Here is a 16,286-nt window from a genome sequence, read left to right as displayed (position 1 = left end):
TTGTTAGTCAAATAATTTTATGCATTTAACGAAATTATTTTAGCTAAATCTCATTCTAAATAATATATATTGATTCGATTTTAAATAGCAAGCTAAAAAGAGTAATTAACTATTAAAAAACTTGAACTTTTTCGGGTAATTTAATCTTATCCAAAGAAAAAGGCTAATCTTATAACAGGATGTCAACAAAAAGCAATAGCCAGAAGTACGATATTTTTTTAGACTTCGAGCGATTCCTTTAAAGTGGGGGAATATGCCATAGTGTCTAAGTAAGAATTCAGCATGGGCAACACTCATTCAAAATAGCTGAATTCTTCTTCAAGTATCTAACGTATCTTCTTATGGTAAAAAGCTAGCTTTTGCAATAAGAGGAGGAAAAAGAACAAAAGAGTTAGTGGAGAAATGGTAGAAGTTTGGCGATATTGGGAATTTGAGCATCCATCAACTTATGTGGTAAGAGTAATAGCAACACCATCAGGGCTAGAGTTATTTGCAGTGGATGTATTGCAAATAGTAGCTCCAATAAATGATGATTTAGTGAGGTCAATTGAAGTTCAGAAACGATTAGTGATGATGGAGAATAATCAAGTGAGTTTGGTATCGACACTCAGCGCTCTATCGATTCACTCATTAATATCACTAACAATAGTAGAACACAATGTAGTCAAACAATTTATGCAATGGGTAAGAACAAATGTGATGCCAGTGTTTAAAAATGATGTCACGATGATTGCAATCGAGCAACCAAAATACTTATTTCAACAAATAGATTATTCTCAGAAAGATTCTTTGATTAAGTATTTGTATTTTCAAAATAGTGATTCTTGGTCATCAAATAGTATTGATTTATATTTAAAGTTTATTTTAAAAAAGCTTCCATTGCCAGCTAGCTGTCCTCAGACTATTGATTTAAATAGTATTGACTCCAGAACTAGATATTTTCAAGTATTGAAGACAGTACTAAGGTCAGTCAGCAGTTATGAATATGTTTATGAAGATTTGGTTATAAGGTCGGCAAATTTATTGATAGCTCAATCATTAGATTTGTTAGTTTATTACCATTTAAATAAATTAAATGAGTCGGATTTAAATCAGGTACTAGAACAAGGGTTAATATTACAAGCTCTGGGAACAATGGTTAAGAAATCAATTGACAATTTCAAGGATTTAAAACCAATGTATTTAAACCTATTAGACTACTTTTCAGCAGAGATGCTAGCACTGGACTAAACCCCGAAACTGATTAAACATGAAATAGAGGAGAAAATCAGATGACAGATATTTTAAACGATGAGGCGGAGATCCTTAACGGAGTAGAAGAATTACTCTTAGTAACAGATGAAACAATGGAATATTTATTGCAGCTATTAAATTTTGCAACGGACAATGCTAATTATGTCATAGTCAAAAATCAACATTTTGATACGAGGTTTAAAGAGTATAAGCAATTAATACAGCAAAAATTGCCATTGATTGGGGGCACAGAAATTATATTAACAGCCTTGCACAGAGATCATTATCAAGCAATGGAGGATTTAGCCAAACCTTACTCACAATGTTTTCATGAGCAATCCCTATATGTGTTGTATCGCTCATATATTTATCACTGGCTAAAAAATTTCTTTGATACTGTAAAAAATAATCAAGTCGCTAGTATTTACTTAGGAGTATCAGCAGGTGAGAACATCAGAAATATTGCAGGGGTATTCTGAAGCCGAACAACAGAGGATTGTTGAAACAGCGCAGCAACTGGGGTTAGCAGAAGATGACCCGATGTTTCAAGTCATGGCAACACTTGGCAGATATGAAGAGACAATGATTTCACTGCAAGCACGAATGGAGGCAATGATTGAAGCTTGGGTACTAACAATCGATCAAAAGGTGGCGAATACTTCTAAAACAGCCCATGCTACAATCCCGAAAAAGTCGAGATTAACTCATGCGCTACCTGTACGACACTAAGCTATGGGATAAGATAGAGTATGTAATTGAATGTTTGATGTTTGGTGGCTTGTTTATTGCTGCCGTTATCAGATTCAGCACTAATATATTTGAAGCCACATTTTACATATTCCTTGCAACAATAATTGCTCCTTTTGTCAAAATAAATCCAATATTAAAACGGTATTTGCTAATCAGTGGATTTATATTTGGACTATTAATGGGGTATTTTAACTAAGTGTGGGAAGCAAAGCAATTCAAAATTCAAAATTCAAAATTCAAAATTATCAATTTAAACATTTTAGGCAATCAATAAGGGCAACCACTAATACGGTTTGGTTAAAGGGGAAAGGGAAAAAGGGAAAGGTTTAAATTTTCCCCTTCTCTCTTCCCTTTTCCCAGACTACAAGGGAGGTAGAAAATTGCTTATCCGAACCGTATAGGGGCAACCCCTTTGGGGAATTAAAGAATTAAGAATGAAAGAGTCATCAATAAATTTTAATTGTTTCGGGGGCTTTTACCCAAAACTAATTAATTAAAAATTATTTTTACTATTCATAACAAAATTTTGAATTTTGAATTTTGAATTGCCTCCTAGTCCCCTAGCTCGGAATGATCATCTTTATCAAATGTAAATTGCTGAGTTTTATCAACGTTGACTTGAGTTTTGGTTTTGGAGTCATGGTCAAAGCAAATTCTGATTTCTCTGCCATTGGTGGCAAACATGGCGATTTCCGAGCGTAATTGACTCTCAATTGGATTACCTTGGTCATCTTTGGAGCGATATGCAGCATTAACCCCTGGCAAGCCGATGGCAGCATCTCCTTGAGTCAAAATACTCGCTGCTTTTTTAGCCCCTTCAACAATGGTTACTGGTATATTGTGTTTCCATACAGAATACCAAAAACCTGATTGGCGATCGCTATGACTTGGATTAACCCCAGCTTTGAGGTAGATAAATTCAGCAATGTCTTTTGGGACTTCTAGTAAGAAGATACTAAGTTCAGCTTTGTAAGGATGTTCATATTTGATAAATTTGCCAGGCTTTTGAGCATCAGGTCGAGGAGAATCAGGTTTGTAACAGCCCCAAAGTTTTTCTTTAGGCTTATCCCCAGGTAGTAAATCCGGGAAAGTGCGGGGGTCAACACCACCATTACACCACCAACCATCAGTAGAATCAAGATATGCGTAAACTTGGAGAGTTTTATCAGTTAAGCGACCAGCATTTTTACGCTCAATCTGGTCACTATACATCAAGTATTCCCAAGATTCATGGCACTGCTCTATGGAATCATAATACAAAGACTTAAAATTGGCAGATACAATTAGAGGATGAATCGCGCTATTAACTACCAGTTCATGCCAGTGTTTATGCTCGATATTATTTGTCCGTGAATTAACGAATTTATCCATATTTTTACTCTATTTCGGAGTGAGAATCATCATAACTGTGAGGAGAAAGAGTATTTGAAGTATTAGTTTGGTTAAGTTGTTGATGAGATAAAGAATTGTTTGCCCTAGAGTCGGTTGTCAATGTATTTGTTGATAAAGATTCTGTAGAAGCTGGCGAATGTTGATGAGCGTTTGTATTTGCTAAAGATTGTTCTACAATTTTTTCGACTTTTTGGGATTCTACTTTGTCTACGGGTACAAAGTTATTAGTTTTGGGATCAACTTTTGTCCAAAAATAACCTCCATCGCCATCAAGTTTAAGAGCATAAGTATCTTTCCCTAATTCAATCCTTGCTTGATTGTTCCATTGTTCTATGGTGTCAATACGGACATATTCTATTAAAGGTGCTATGACATTTCTGGCGAAATAATCGCTGCTTTTAGCGTAATTAGAAACCAGTTGTAAATGCCGTTCATCAAACATAAGTCACCCCACGGCTGGATTCAGTTTTAATAAGATTGGTTAAAGATTTTTGTAAAACGTCATACTGCTGTGATGTAGCACCGAGGCAATTTAAGTCAATCACTTCCCCCGATGTCATCACCCGATTAAACACAAGATGAAATTCTAATTGCTCTTGATAAAATTTCCGAAAAGTGACATATTGCAAATCATCCCAGCCGATACCTTGGATATATTCATTGAGAATTTGTTCAGAAACATCTGATGATAAATTAATTGGGAAACCTTTCAAAGTAATTTGAACATAAATTCCGACCTTTTTTAATCTTGGTCTTTGCTTACTTAAAACCTGATAAGTATTAATGACCCAAGCGGGAGCATGAATGTTAACGAGATTGCCAGAGTTAATAGTCAATGTCTGCATTAATTGATTAATTATCTCAAAATCAGAGAGAGCATATTCCTTAATCATTATTCTCATTATTTAGTACCTCTGGAAATTGGCTCTGAGCATTTTCGTCCAGGATTGATTTAATTTCTCCAACGCTCAAGACTTTATTATTAGGATTGTTGTCTTGTTTAGGAGGTGGAGGGAAACGATTATTGACATCATTCACTCTCAAATCTAAGTCGTACTGAGTTGGATATCTCTGTGTACTTTTGCGAGCTAATTTACTGACAACTGGTTTCCATTTTTTTTCGTTGTATCTGTCGATGTCCCGGAGAAATTGAGGAATGTTGATGCTTTTTAACTGAGGAACTGACCCCTCTTTTCTATTGGAGTATGCAGGATTTATAAAAACACACTTCCCAGCTGGTAGTTTTAAAAACTCTGCCGATTCAAATAGCTTTTTGGTTTTCTCTTGGTCGCTAATGGTATTATTGCTCTTTCCACCACCCGTGGATCTTGATTTATGCTTGTACCTAATTTCTTCATCTCCCAGAAACGAAGAAAACAATTGTGCTGATTCGTTCTCTCCAGGATTAAAAATAAATTTCGTACTGCAAGCACCAAGGATAGTCTTAGCAACTTCCCGACCATAATTCTTTTCCAACTGCCCCATATTCTGCCAGCCGAGGATGCCGCAGAAACCCTCACTTCGTGATTCATTTAACCATCTGAATAAATCGGGCAGATACAAGGAAGGTAATTCATCCAATGCAACTATCAAAGGGTCAGAGCGTTTTTTGGCTATATTTCGGGCGATGGTCATGTGGAGAACGCTAGTCATCAATGGTGCAACAGCATCCCGCCGCTCTCTGTCTAAACCAAAGATAATCATTTGTTTACCCTTAATTGACAGTGGTAAAGTGGTTTTACCAATAAAGCAACCCAGTGTGTTCTTGGCCATGAAGCGGGTAAACATGATACTAGCTGTGGCAACAATCCCGGCGACGGTTTTCTCACTCGCGGCGGAACTGAACAACTGACCAAAGGCAATCTTTACCCAAGGGTTGAGATTAGCAGACATTAACCGCGCAATCATCTGCTCACTAGACAAGATGGCAGCACTCGTCATCACATCAGCTCTATCTCCAAATTCTTTCGTTAACATCAATACAGCTTGGGTTAACTGATCCCCCGACGGGCCAAAAAATCCATCTTCATTAGAATTATTCAGAATGCGGAAGTTTTTATTGATGACCGTCGCAATTTGTCGAGCGTTTTCAGCGTCAGAAGAATCTCTTAAAAAATCCAGAGGGTTACAAACTTCAGATTCGGGAAATCCAGGGGCAAAAATATGGACATCGTAGCCAAGACTTTTAGCATAAGCAGCAATTTTCGCCTGAGATGGGTACTTAAAGTCATATAGTAAAATAGGGAAACCTTGGTCAATTGCGGAAAACAACATGGGATTAATGGCACTGAAAGTTTTCCCACTTCCGGGTGCGCCAATGGCAGCAGTTCCCCTTTGTACTTCTGGTACATAAATCGGTACTCCTCCACTACCAATTTGTTTTTTTGTACCTTTGAATTGATGTCTGCCAATATACAAAGCTACACTATCACATCGGGGATAGGCTATTTGTTGCAATGCTTTTTTCTTAGCTGTACTGCTCTCCTTTCTGCCTCCCCAATAGCTAGTAGCAATCTTCTTTTTACTACTGCCATCGCCCAAAAAGACTCTCATTAAAATGTAAGCACTAACTATTGCTAAAACTGTCAGTCCATTCGGTGTAAACAAAGCATTGGTATACTTGCCAATGCTGTCATGAGGATTTTGAAGCTGCTCAAATCGAAAAGGTTGATTACTTGGCGAAGTAGTCAAATTATTGCTCATAACGTAACAATTCAGGAGTAACAATAGTTAATTGGGGACGGAATGGCACTAAGAAAAGCGTAAATCATTGATATTCCTGGCTAGGTTCCACATGAATCTTAGTGCCATTCAATCGGGGACGCTAGAAGGACTACCAAAAATAATTGGGTCTTTTTCATGGTAAGTAATGAATGGCACTGGCCCGATAAAATAGGGGGTACAAGTCCGACCAACAAAGGCATTTGCTCTCCACCTTGAAAATGAGTCAAGAATTGCTCAATGCGATTGTGAAGTTCATCAGATGAAGAGAGGAAACCATTATTAATCGCTACCCTCATCCCCGCCCTGATTTGTTTTGTAATTCTGGTAGTTTGTACTAAGGGCGATAATCTCGGTCGAGTTACTAGAGAAGATGGCTTATCCGGGATAATTGACACTTGACTATATTCAGGACGGGAATTAGATGGGGTAACTTGAAAGTGGTAAACTTTGCGATCGCCAGAAGCAGTTTGAGTAATCACTGTCAACAAAGTTGCACTTGTTTGCGGCAGTCCTGGAACCAGAACCTTTTTGATCCGGCGTAAGTGAAGTAGTCCGGCACTACTGTTTTGACAGTTCTGGTCGATTCCCTCTAAACAACCATCAGTGTCAATCAGAACTTGCGAGGGATCGTCAATCCACACCCGCTTCACCATCTCATTGATTTCATAAAATGAAATTGATACGCCTGAGCCATTCCAGACCTTAATTTTTTGCAGCTTGGCAGTACTACCACTAACCTGAGATTGCTTTATGGTGCGGACTGTCTCTTGGGCATAGGTTTTGACTGGAACTAGACACACTGCCAAAAAAGCGGCAACCCCAAGGTGGAACGCTGTCACGAATTTTAACTTCTTCACGGCAACTCCAAGGAACGATTCACCAAAAACGTAATCTTCGTCCCCTGTGGGATATACCAAACATTGGGACGAGCGGTGATTTCTTGGTTAGAGGCTTCTGCACGACGAGCAATGATGTCACTAAGCTTGCCAAAAGCACCTTGTAAGAATGCCCCGCCAATATTGCGCTGGCTGTTTGAAGTCGTGCTAGAGCTAAATGTCCCTGTAGCAGAATTAACTACACTGCTACTGGAATCAGATTGATTCAGGATTGCTCCTACTTGACCCAAACCACTGACTAATCCCACAGTCAAGTCAGAACCTGCAATTCCCCCTCCCAAATCTTGGAATTGTTTAGCAATCAACGGTTTACCGCCTTCTCCTAATACAGAAATTGCACCGCTACTAATTGGGTACTCGGTGTTATCTTTGATAATGCTCGTGACTTGCACAGTTGCATAAGAGCCACGATCAATCTGTAGGGTAACAAGTGCCAATAAAGTGCCTTTATGAATTGCCACATTTCCATAGTTGTCATGCAAATCAGCCGTTAATCTGGCAACATAGCGTTTACTATCATCTGGAGCCTGCTGTTGTTGGAAGCGAGTATTTTCGCTTTGCTGCTTGACCACTGGAGTCACTAAAACACCATTTGCGAATTCCCCAACAACTAAATAGCGAGTTTTACGCTGTTGCAGAATTTGATCTTCTTGAGACAAGTAATTACTATCTGCCACTTGATTGGCTGACCAACGAGGGCGAATTTTCTCAATTGCTGTGGGTGTACTGTTGGAGAAGTTAGGACGTGTTTGCTGTGTTGTATAAGCACTATTGGGTGGCTGTAGTTGAATTCGTGTTGTATTCGGTGTTTGAAAGGATGTTGCTTCTGTTGATATCTGCTGATTATTTGAAGTAGGCGTATAAGCGATTTTGCCATAAGATCCTAAGCTGCGAAGTCGATTAAATTCAGCGTTCACGTCTACTGGCGTTTCTGTTTGCGGTGTAACAGTCTTAACAGTCCTAGTCCTAACAGGATTAGTAATTCTCGGTAATGTTTGATTACGTGGTGATGAAATCTGGAGTTTAGTTCTATTCGGAACGTAATATCGTCTAGGACTAGGACTTTGTGTTTGTGCTACAGGTCTAGCTGTTGGTGTTGGTGGAGAAGCTGCAACATTTACAGGTTTATTATTAACTTTAACTTCCTGCTGATTCTGATTAATTTTTTCTAATTCATCTTCTTGTTTATTCAAGGCTAATTTGGCATAGACATCACCATCTTTGTTATCAACTTTCTCCAAGGCTGGGGAGGTTTTCTCAGCTTTAGCAGTTATCGCTTCTGGACTTCTAGCAGGATTGAAAATGCTATTAAGAAAATAGAATATCGCTAAAAACCCTAAGCCAAAAGGAATAGCAATTACCCCCAATCTCGACCAAGGAGAAGTACTGACAGTGTGCCTGGTAATCAATGGAAATTCTTCGGAGTCTTCACGATTCGATTTCTCTCTGCTTTGTGTATCATTTGTATCATCTGAAAATCTTAAGATTTGATCTATAGTCAAATTCTCGTGTTCATTTTTTAGCGACATAATTATTAAAGCTTTAAATCATTGATTTGTGTGATTTCTAAACCAGCGCTACGAGCTTCATAGATTCTCCGAGAAAGTTCAGTTAGATGAGTAATTTCTTGTGGCGTACTCACCGCTTCTACAGTCACAGTCTTATTGAAGGTAATTCCTTGTCCAGTATTATCAGAGGTTGTAAAAGTCACAATAGTTGCGACGATATCTACTTGCCATATCCCATCTCTAATGAATCGCGGCTCTCCAATATAACGAGGGATTAAAGATGCTTGCATATTTCCTTCAAATATTCTGCTTGGGGTGAGTTGCGCCAGCTTTTGTAAAAAGGCTGCTCGAAAGTTTTGATTTTCACTAATTGCATAAGCAGCTTCATAAGCCTTAGTTGTAACTTTCTTTTTTCCACTTGCTGTGTCAATATCTATTCCTTTGTCTTGCTTGGTAATTGCTTCTCCCTTGTCGTTGTAAATTTTCACTAATCCATCCCAGCTAAACATTCTAGTGAACGTATCGCCAACAAACTTCTTAATTACTTCTGGCGAACGTTGATTTTCGTCTACTGATTTAGCAGTAATAGTTTTGCCAGAATCTAACTGTACTAAAGCTAATTGCTTTTTACTTAATCCTCTGATTGCTCCATAATTGAGAAATTGCAAGAGTAATGAAAATACTGCACAAGAAAATCCGACTAATGAAATTATTCCAATTCTTGTCGGGACTGATTTATTAAATTGCAGTAGCTGTAATGGCTCTGATTTTCGGTTTTTCGTGTTTACCATATCTTTTGAAGAGGAGTGCTGAATTTCTGTAAGAATTCAGGAGTCAGAATTCAGGAGTCAGAATAGTTAAATAATCAAATAAAGACTTGATAAATAAATATCTTAATCTTAATAAACTCCTTATATATTCTGGCTTCTGACTCCTGAGTGCTGAATTCTTACGAATCTCTTATTTCATAAACTTCGCCAAACTAACACCTCTAGTGATTATTGCGATGCCAGCTTCTGCGGCAATCACACCATAAGTTTCTGAGGCTTTATTAATTTGTTGCAACAGTGCTAAACCGCCACCTGCGGCTAATCCCGTAGCCAAGAACGGGGCGCAAATCCCAATTGTAAACAGGAAGAACATTGGTTGATCTGCTTGAGAGTCAGAAATTAATTGTCCAGCAAAACCAACAATCATGTTAAAAGATAGTTTACCTATGCCAATACTGAAATATCCAATTAGCCAAGTGTAAATTGATTTCGCTCCGTAAGGTAATAAAGAACCTCCAACAGCTAGTGGCCCTAAAAATGCTGTGATTAACATTGTTAATTCAATTCCCCATTGGTATGAGCCATTCATCGACAGCATGACTAATGAAATTGTTGAAGTCACACCGGAACCAATAAAACCACTAATGGAAGAAAATAATATCTGAAGAGGATTTCTTTTATTTTTTATTGCATCAATCGGAGCGTCAACGACTTTATCTATCGCGGCCAAAAACCATTTGAAGGGGCCGCTATTTTGATCAAAAGCTGATGGGTATTTTTGGCTTAAATCTTCTTTAGCCTGTTGTAAACAATTAATTGCTTCATTCGGCTGCAATGAAGAACTGCGACATCTTTCAATTGCTAAACCGATAGCACTTCGAGCTACCGATACCCCTGCTGCTTTCTCAAATGCGACTCTTAAATCCAGCCCGTCAGCCGTTTGTATCAACACCATATTATTTAGATTGTTGATATAGTTCCTAATCCCTAATGTCGAGTTTCCTAGCACTTTGCCATGATTTGACAGCAACACTACCACAATCAACGGCCAGATAAAATCGGTGAAAGCTCGTTGCTCATCACCATTGATCATTTGCTTTGTCCACTCAATCATGAAGAAGGTTAATGTCGCAACTGCAAATAATACCCCGACTGTACATATATTGTTGTACAAATCCCCAGCTAAAGTTTTATCCCATAAATCATTAAATCCTGCTGATATTGATGCAGAGCTTTCAGCAGCTTTTTTGACTAGCTCACCACCAATCACTTGTTGCGCTAATAAATACATACAAGAATCCTTTCCTTTGCGTAGGGAGTGTAGGGAGTGTGGGAAGATGGATAAAAGAATGGTCGAGATTAAAGAAAATGGAAGAGAAAGGGAAAAAGTATTTTAGAACTCATGAGGACTTAGCCATTTATCAATTGGCATTTGAGACAGCAATGCAAATTTTTGAACATTCTAAAAAGTTTCCAGTTGAAGAAAAATATTCATTAACCGATCAAATTCGTCGATCCTCTCGCTCAGTCTGTGCTAATTTGGCAGGGGCTTGGAAAAAACGGAGATATAGAGATGCTTTTGTCGCTAAACTGAATGATTGTGTTCGCGGAGCGTGTCGCAGACAATCGGAGGCAGCAGAAACTCAAGTTTGGTTAAAGTTTGCAGTGAAATGCCAGTACCTCACAGTTGAGCAAGGAAGAGAACTCTACGCTCGTTATAATCAAGTCCTTAGTGAATTAGTCGAAATCATTACCCATCCAGATGACTGGTTACTCGACTAATTCCCCACCCTCCCCACACCTCCCACACTCTCCACCTACGGTGAGTAGGTAGGATCGAGTACAGACATAGCAGCAACTTCGAGATTGAGAGAAATTAATCCTTCTTGTTGAATGTCTTCTTTTTGGCGATTTGCTGCTAATTGTTCTGCAATCTGCGTCAGCATCATATTAGACTGTGCTGTATCAGAGCGTGATTGCAAAGAATCAGTACGCTGTTGTGCCAGCATCGAAACTATCTGTCCATTTTGGGCTGCCATTACCTTTAAAATATTCTGTGAGGCATTCATCTCTTGCGCTTGCTGTCCCAGGTCTGATGCATCTTGAGCCGTTTGTGCAGTTTGATCAATTTTGTTAGAAGTATCTTGCTGACCTTGTTGCCCTAGTACACCAGATACTGAGGCTTTGGTAATTTCTCGCTGTAAGTCTTGTGCTTGTATTGAAGCTAATGCCCAGTCAGAGTCCGAGGCTAGCGCTACTTTCAGACGCTGACCACTTTCAACTGGATCTGGCGCACCCATTACACCAGTAGCCCCATTAATTGCGGAATTAGCATCCTCTTGGGCTGCTGCCCACAAATTATTAATTTTATCAGAAGCTATACTGCTAATTTGGCTCATTTCGCTCTGAATCTGACTCCTAATTGAAGCTAAAAAAGTATTTAGGTCTAGTGATAGCCCATAACTCGGTGCAGTAATTAATAGACTCGTAACTCCACTAGATATAATGACGGCTAGACTAATCTTTTTAAGTTGCTTCATACTGGAATACTCCCTTTTTTATCTTGAGTTAATGAAGAAAAATTCTAAATTGATGTGACTACTAAGGTTTTAGAAGTTAAACTCCTAAGTAATTCTTGGGCTGATGAGGATAATGGCTCTCCTCGAACCATTTTGATATAATCTTCAGAAAACTTGACTTGTCCAAGTATTGGATTATCTTGATATTTTTTCAGGAATAAAGTTCGTAATTCTTGCTCATAAGGGTTATTAGCGACTGCGGCCAATAAACAATAGGCTGGATAATAACGACAGAATGTAAGTTTGCCTAAATCATCCAATAACCACTGTGAGTAAATACCGGATTTTGTTGGGTAGAAAGCCTCTGTACTATTGTTTTGAATGATTTCATAAGGATATTTAAATCTATCAACAAAGGGATCTACCGCCGATGATTGAATCCGACCGATCAATCGGGTTGTAATATTGGCGAAGATTTTTGCTGCGGCTTTGCTTTGGTAAATACTCTCTGGTTCTTGAGCCGAGAGAATCACCCGTATCCCTGCTTTTGCACCATTGGCACACAACCGCCCAATTAACGAGGCGATCGCATCAAATTGAAATAGAATCGGCGCTTCATCCAGAAAGAAGATACTGGCTTTAGAAGATAAAGCACGTCGAAGGGCTGCGGCATAAGCTGATAAAGCTAAAATCGCTGCATCTGCCTCACTTGATAAATTCCGCAGTGCAAATACTAGCAACTTAGCATCAGTTCGGAAAGTTGAGGGACGACTAATTGATTCTCCAACTCTCGTTGAGAGCCAGTACTTTAATCTCAACCTGATTTGCTCCAAGGCTGATAAAATTTCCTGGCTATTGCTGGCTATAGAATCTATCTTGAGAAATGCTGGCGAACAATAATTCAAAAAATCTTGTAACGTGGGAGTGTCCAACCAAGCTTTAGTGCCAACTCCTGCGGCTAATGCCAATTTATACCGGATTTTGATTTCATCATCATTAAAAAACGTTTTCAAGGCTAGGGCAATGATTGATTCAATATTAGTAATCATGGAAGGGCTAACGCCAATCACGCTAGTTCCAATCACCATTGTCATTAACACTGATTTCAAGAATTCCTTAAAATCATTCAATCTTTCATTAATGGTTTCTTGATCCATCCCCCTCAAATTAGGTAGTTCAAACAAATTATTCGACTCTTTGGAAATATCAAAGTATGCACCATCCTTACCTAGCAAATTCGTATAGTCACTAAATGTCGATGTCCCGTCTGGTTTGGGGTAATCTAATGCTACTACTGGTATATCTTGGGCTAGTGCAGGTGTTAAAATTCCTGCCACCAGTACTGATTTCCCACTTCGAGTTGCACCAAAAACTGCTATATTTTTATGCTGTTCGTACAAATCCAGGTGTACTGGCGTACCCCCCTCTTCGGCAATCAACTCAAAGCCAGTCCGATCTCCTGTAGCTGTACGAATCAAAGGCATCAGCCCTGGTGCTTCGGAACTGAAATAAGGTAATCTGCGGTTAAAAGGTTTTGCCAGCAGTGGCTCCCAAACAAATGGACAACATTGCAACCATGTCTTCCAGGCGTATTCTTTTTCTCGATCTACTGCTGCTGGCCTTAAAAAGTAGGAAGCTAAGTATTTGCAAGCTTCATTGAGTTCTCTTGTTGATTTTCTATGGACAAGAAAAGCTACTCCTGTATAAACCACAACGCTTCCTTTGTAAATCGTTCGTTGCGCCTCTACAGATTCTTCAATATTCATTCCGGCTTTGACATCTATGTTTCCTTTACTTGTTGATAACGCTGTCGATGTAATTGACTGTTTAGTAATGCGTTGTAAATTCGTTTTCGTAATTGCCTGATTAGCTTTAGTGACTTGACAGATAATTTCTGTATCTGAGATACTTTCTTTGGAAATTAGTTCCCAAAGATATCGTAATTGAGAGCGTTCATCTAACCACCCCCCTGGCTTTTGGCTAAAGTTCATCACCCCAATATATTTATCTTGAATCTTTACCCATTGCCGATCTAAGAATGGAACTGATTCTTCATTCTCCAACAGATGATGTCGAATGTGAAAATCACTTGTTTGAGTTTCTACTAATCCTTGAGTTTGACTAATCACTAAGGGATTAGGAATTGCTGTTGGTGATGTCAAATTAAATTGATGCCATAAGACTTTCCAAATATCTTCAGCACTCAAAACTCTAATCCCTAGTTTCATTTTGTTACTTAGCAACGATTCCCACTGCAAAAAACCATCGCTAAATGAATTCTTGAGAATATTTTCAATCCTGCCATTGTTAAAAGCGTGAATTTCTCCGGTAAATTTAAACCAAACTTTCTCTAACTTTCTGATTGCCGATTCTACAATGTCTTGGCTGATCTCTGCCTCCGACAACGCTGTATAAGTACACCATAATCTTAAAAACTTGTTCTTCCTTACTCCCGAGTGGGTTAGTTCTTTGATTCGTAACCTCTCGCTCCTAATTAATAATTTTAACTGCTCAATATTACAATTAGTTTCGATAGACTCTAGTTCTGATTGCCTCGAATAATCGTCTGTAAAGGAACCCAAATGTATTGTTAATGACTCTCCTGATGGGATCTCTTTTAAACCTGCCTCTATGCTCTCAAAGATTGGAAGGATTTGCTCCGAGGCTAAGTTAGAATGAATTCCTACACAATCAAAACAGAATTTTATTTGAATCGATTCGCCATTTTTTAGAATTAATGCTCCTATCCCTTTTCTCCCTCCCAAAGCAACATCGCAAACCCCAGCTAAATGGATAATGTCTTCAAAGGGGGTAAGAGTTTTTACTACATTAACTTGCTCGGTTTCTAACCTTTGTTTCTTGATCTTATCTGTCTGCTTTGTTCCCATAGGGTGATAATTCGCAATGGGCTGCGCCCCGCTATGCTGTTTTCATGCCCAAAGGGCTGTACGTAATTCGTAATTTGCAAGATTTGCCTCTGGCAAGAAGCAAACGTTGATAATTTGTAATTCGTGATGGACTATGCCCCGCTACGGTGTTTTCACGCCCAAAGGGCTGTACGTAATTCGTAAGATTCACCTCTGGCGATAAGCAAGCATTGATAATTCGTAATTCGTAATGGACTGCGCCCTGCTACACTGTTTTCATGCCCAAAGGGCTGTACGCAATTCATAATTCATGCTACACATTTTCACGTTCACATTGATGAATAAAAATGATCTGTCCCTCTTTAATGACGAATTATGAATTATTGCTTATCCCTCTTTAATTACGAATTACGAATTACGAATTACGAATTATTCCTCTTGTATCCTCTGCTAATTCTAGGTACTGCTACAAACTTCCCAAAAAATTCTTGATTCGATGAAACTACCCACCATGTTGCCCATCCCCAAGCTATACTTAATCCCGTACTTAACCAACTTGTTTTCAACATATAGTTGAAAAGGAATACATTCACTATTACTATTACTGACCAAGGGAAAATCTGATCGGCGGGAAATGGCCCTAACCTGGGTCTATCTCCCAAAATTCTATTTACAGCCCGGAATTTATTTTCACTCATGATCTCAAACTATTTCAGGATGAAAGGACTGTTGTGAATGGCACAAATTTTAAGTTATTTCTTAAGGGAAGTCATTTCTTGAGTCAGGAAAACTGCCCTGACTTAAGAAATGCTATGACCAGATGGGTCTTGGCTTTAACATTACTTACCAAAAATATCGACATCGCCCAGACTATATATTGATGAATCCACCGGACTAGATGGTAGCCCTTGCAAATCTGCAATATTACGCATACTTTCTATTCGGTCAGCTTCACGTATTGCCAGAGGATTTACGTTTTTTCTTGATTCTAATAGTGCAGTTAGGGTAATTTGTAATGGCGGCAAATCCTTTGGTGCTGGAGTTTGTTCGCCAAAGGACTGACAAAATATTGAGACTGCTGCCCTTTCGACGATTGCCTGAATTTCTGCGCCGACACAGCGATGTGTCACCTTCAATAATCTCTGCCATTCTTCTGGAGTAAAGGCATCTCCACCATCAGCAAAGCGTTTATCAAATTTTGCTAGGTGAATCTTAAATATAGAATGTCTTTCACCGTTGTTTGGTAAGTCGATTTTGAATATCTGATCAAAGCGTCCACTTCTGGTTAACTCCGGTGGTAGCCATTGGATATTATTGGCTGAAGCAATTATTAATACATCACTTGTCCTTTCCTGCATCCAAGTGAGTAACATTCCCGCTAGTCTTCGTGATAAATCATCATCTCCGGCAAATCCCTTGTCAAAGTCATCGAGGTAAAAAATTATACGGTTAATTCGGTCTACCAGTGCCAATAACTTTTTGAGTTTGTATTGGGCCATATTGTGATTTGAACGATAATTTAGCCAAACGGTCACGAAATACTTCAAAAACACTTAGGACAAGATATACTTCATACTTGAGAAATGAGTTGTAAGAATGATAATCGTATAGTTAGGGGGAGACAAGG

Annotated in this window: 15 protein-coding genes and 1 pseudogene; 4 read left to right on the top strand and 12 right to left on the bottom strand. The window is 38.8% G+C overall.

The window, feature by feature from the left end; genetic code table 11:
• The first annotated feature begins 402 nt into the window (after positions 1–402).
• Genes LC653_RS34855 through LC653_RS34845 form a run of 3 tightly spaced genes read left to right on the top strand, consistent with a single transcriptional unit; the run spans position 403 to position 1,962 of the window.
• Positions 403–1,230, top strand: coding sequence for a hypothetical protein (locus LC653_RS34855; protein WP_229499443.1), 828 nt, complete (start codon positions 403–405; stop codon positions 1,228–1,230).
• A 41-nt stretch (positions 1,231–1,271) separates the two neighbouring features.
• On the top strand, positions 1,272–1,712 hold the full coding sequence (locus LC653_RS34850) for a hypothetical protein (protein WP_229499441.1): 441 nt from the start codon (positions 1,272–1,274) through the stop codon (positions 1,710–1,712).
• Entirely contained in the window at positions 1,678–1,962 is a 285-nt protein-coding gene (locus tag LC653_RS34845) for a DUF6753 family protein (RefSeq protein ID WP_229499439.1), read from the top strand. Before LC653_RS34850 ends, LC653_RS34845 begins: the two co-directional genes overlap by 35 nt.
• 573 nt (positions 1,963–2,535) lie before the next feature.
• On the opposite strand, the gene LC653_RS34840 is transcribed toward LC653_RS34845, so the two are convergent.
• The 8 genes from LC653_RS34840 to LC653_RS34805 form a co-directional block, all read right to left on the bottom strand.
• Positions 2,536–3,354 (bottom strand): DUF3854 domain-containing protein, encoded by an 819-nt coding sequence (locus LC653_RS34840; protein ID WP_229499437.1) that lies wholly within the window; start codon positions 3,352–3,354, stop codon positions 2,536–2,538.
• A 4-nt stretch (positions 3,355–3,358) separates the two neighbouring features.
• Positions 3,359–3,817, bottom strand: a complete 459-nt coding sequence (locus tag LC653_RS34835) for a hypothetical protein (RefSeq protein WP_229499435.1) — start codon at positions 3,815–3,817, stop codon at positions 3,359–3,361.
• Entirely contained in the window at positions 3,810–4,277 is a 468-nt protein-coding gene (locus tag LC653_RS34830) for a relaxase/mobilization nuclease domain-containing protein (RefSeq protein WP_229499434.1), read from the bottom strand. The genes LC653_RS34835 and LC653_RS34830 overlap by 8 nt, the downstream gene beginning before the upstream one ends.
• Positions 4,261–6,078, bottom strand: a complete 1,818-nt coding sequence (locus LC653_RS34825; RefSeq protein ID WP_229499432.1) for a type IV secretory system conjugative DNA transfer family protein — start codon at positions 6,076–6,078, stop codon at positions 4,261–4,263. Before LC653_RS34825 ends, LC653_RS34830 begins: the two co-directional genes overlap by 17 nt.
• Before the next feature lie 98 nt (positions 6,079–6,176).
• Positions 6,177–6,956, bottom strand: coding sequence for a hypothetical protein (locus LC653_RS34820; RefSeq protein ID WP_229499431.1), 780 nt, complete (start codon positions 6,954–6,956; stop codon positions 6,177–6,179).
• Positions 6,953–8,524: a TrbI/VirB10 family protein gene (locus LC653_RS34815; RefSeq protein ID WP_229499430.1), complete on the bottom strand. Its 1,572-nt coding sequence runs from the start codon at positions 8,522–8,524 to the stop codon at positions 6,953–6,955. Before LC653_RS34815 ends, LC653_RS34820 begins: the two co-directional genes overlap by 4 nt.
• A 5-nt stretch (positions 8,525–8,529) precedes the next feature.
• The gene (locus LC653_RS34810; RefSeq protein WP_229499429.1) at positions 8,530–9,294 is read right to left on the bottom strand and encodes a hypothetical protein; all 765 of its coding nucleotides are present in this window, start codon (positions 9,292–9,294) and stop codon (positions 8,530–8,532) included.
• Between the two features lie 169 nt (positions 9,295–9,463).
• Positions 9,464–10,564, bottom strand: a complete 1,101-nt coding sequence (locus LC653_RS34805) for a hypothetical protein (RefSeq protein ID WP_229499428.1) — start codon at positions 10,562–10,564, stop codon at positions 9,464–9,466.
• Between the two features lie 77 nt (positions 10,565–10,641).
• On the opposite strand from LC653_RS34805, the gene LC653_RS34800 reads away from it, so the two are divergent.
• Positions 10,642–11,055, top strand: coding sequence for a four helix bundle protein (locus tag LC653_RS34800; protein ID WP_229499427.1), 414 nt, complete (start codon positions 10,642–10,644; stop codon positions 11,053–11,055).
• Between the two features lie 35 nt (positions 11,056–11,090).
• Here LC653_RS34800 and LC653_RS34795 read toward each other — a convergent pair whose 3' ends face one another.
• From LC653_RS34795 to LC653_RS34780, 4 genes and pseudogenes are all read right to left on the bottom strand, one after another.
• Positions 11,091–11,813, bottom strand: a complete 723-nt coding sequence (locus LC653_RS34795) for a hypothetical protein (protein ID WP_229499426.1) — start codon at positions 11,811–11,813, stop codon at positions 11,091–11,093.
• A 44-nt stretch (positions 11,814–11,857) separates the two neighbouring features.
• On the bottom strand, positions 11,858–14,680 hold the full coding sequence (locus LC653_RS34790; protein ID WP_229499425.1) for a putative type IV secretion/conjugal transfer ATPase: 2,823 nt from the start codon (positions 14,678–14,680) through the stop codon (positions 11,858–11,860).
• A 401-nt stretch (positions 14,681–15,081) separates the two neighbouring features.
• The gene (locus LC653_RS47585) at positions 15,082–15,360 is read right to left on the bottom strand and encodes a hypothetical protein (protein ID WP_229499458.1); all 279 of its coding nucleotides are present in this window, start codon (positions 15,358–15,360) and stop codon (positions 15,082–15,084) included.
• A gap of 138 nt (positions 15,361–15,498) precedes the next feature.
• Positions 15,499–16,185, bottom strand: a pseudogene (locus LC653_RS34780) (AAA family ATPase); the annotation flags it as partial.
• Positions 16,186–16,286 lie beyond the last annotated feature (101 nt).

This window comes from Nostoc mirabile CHAB5784 (assembly GCF_020829645.1).
In the GTDB taxonomy this organism is placed as follows: domain Bacteria; phylum Cyanobacteriota; class Cyanobacteriia; order Cyanobacteriales; family Nostocaceae; genus Nostoc; species Nostoc mirabile.
The sequence above is the reverse complement of the archived record's forward strand: the minus strand, read 5'-3'. Positions and strand labels throughout refer to the sequence as shown.

Excerpts from the sequence above, each read along its gene's own strand:
- LC653_RS34825 (WP_229499432.1), bottom strand. The coding sequence starts at position 6,078 with ATGAGCAATAATTTGACTACTTCGCCAAGTAATCAACCTTTTCGATTT.
- LC653_RS34850 (WP_229499441.1), top strand. The coding sequence starts at position 1,272 with ATGACAGATATTTTAAACGATGAGGCGGAGATCCTTAACGGAGTAGAA.
- LC653_RS34835 (WP_229499435.1), bottom strand. The coding sequence starts at position 3,817 with ATGTTTGATGAACGGCATTTACAACTGGTTTCTAATTACGCTAAAAGC.
- LC653_RS34795 (WP_229499426.1), bottom strand. The coding sequence starts at position 11,813 with ATGAAGCAACTTAAAAAGATTAGTCTAGCCGTCATTATATCTAGTGGA.
- LC653_RS34790 (WP_229499425.1), bottom strand. The coding sequence starts at position 14,680 with ATGGGAACAAAGCAGACAGATAAGATCAAGAAACAAAGGTTAGAAACC.
- LC653_RS34810 (WP_229499429.1), bottom strand. The coding sequence starts at position 9,294 with ATGGTAAACACGAAAAACCGAAAATCAGAGCCATTACAGCTACTGCAA.
- LC653_RS34805 (WP_229499428.1), bottom strand. The coding sequence starts at position 10,564 with ATGTATTTATTAGCGCAACAAGTGATTGGTGGTGAGCTAGTCAAAAAA.
- LC653_RS34855 (WP_229499443.1), top strand. The coding sequence starts at position 403 with ATGGTAGAAGTTTGGCGATATTGGGAATTTGAGCATCCATCAACTTAT.
- LC653_RS34800 (WP_229499427.1), top strand. The coding sequence starts at position 10,642 with ATGGAAGAGAAAGGGAAAAAGTATTTTAGAACTCATGAGGACTTAGCC.
- LC653_RS34815 (WP_229499430.1), bottom strand. The coding sequence starts at position 8,524 with ATGTCGCTAAAAAATGAACACGAGAATTTGACTATAGATCAAATCTTA.
- LC653_RS34830 (WP_229499434.1), bottom strand. The coding sequence starts at position 4,277 with ATGAGAATAATGATTAAGGAATATGCTCTCTCTGATTTTGAGATAATT.
- LC653_RS34840 (WP_229499437.1), bottom strand. The coding sequence starts at position 3,354 with ATGGATAAATTCGTTAATTCACGGACAAATAATATCGAGCATAAACAC.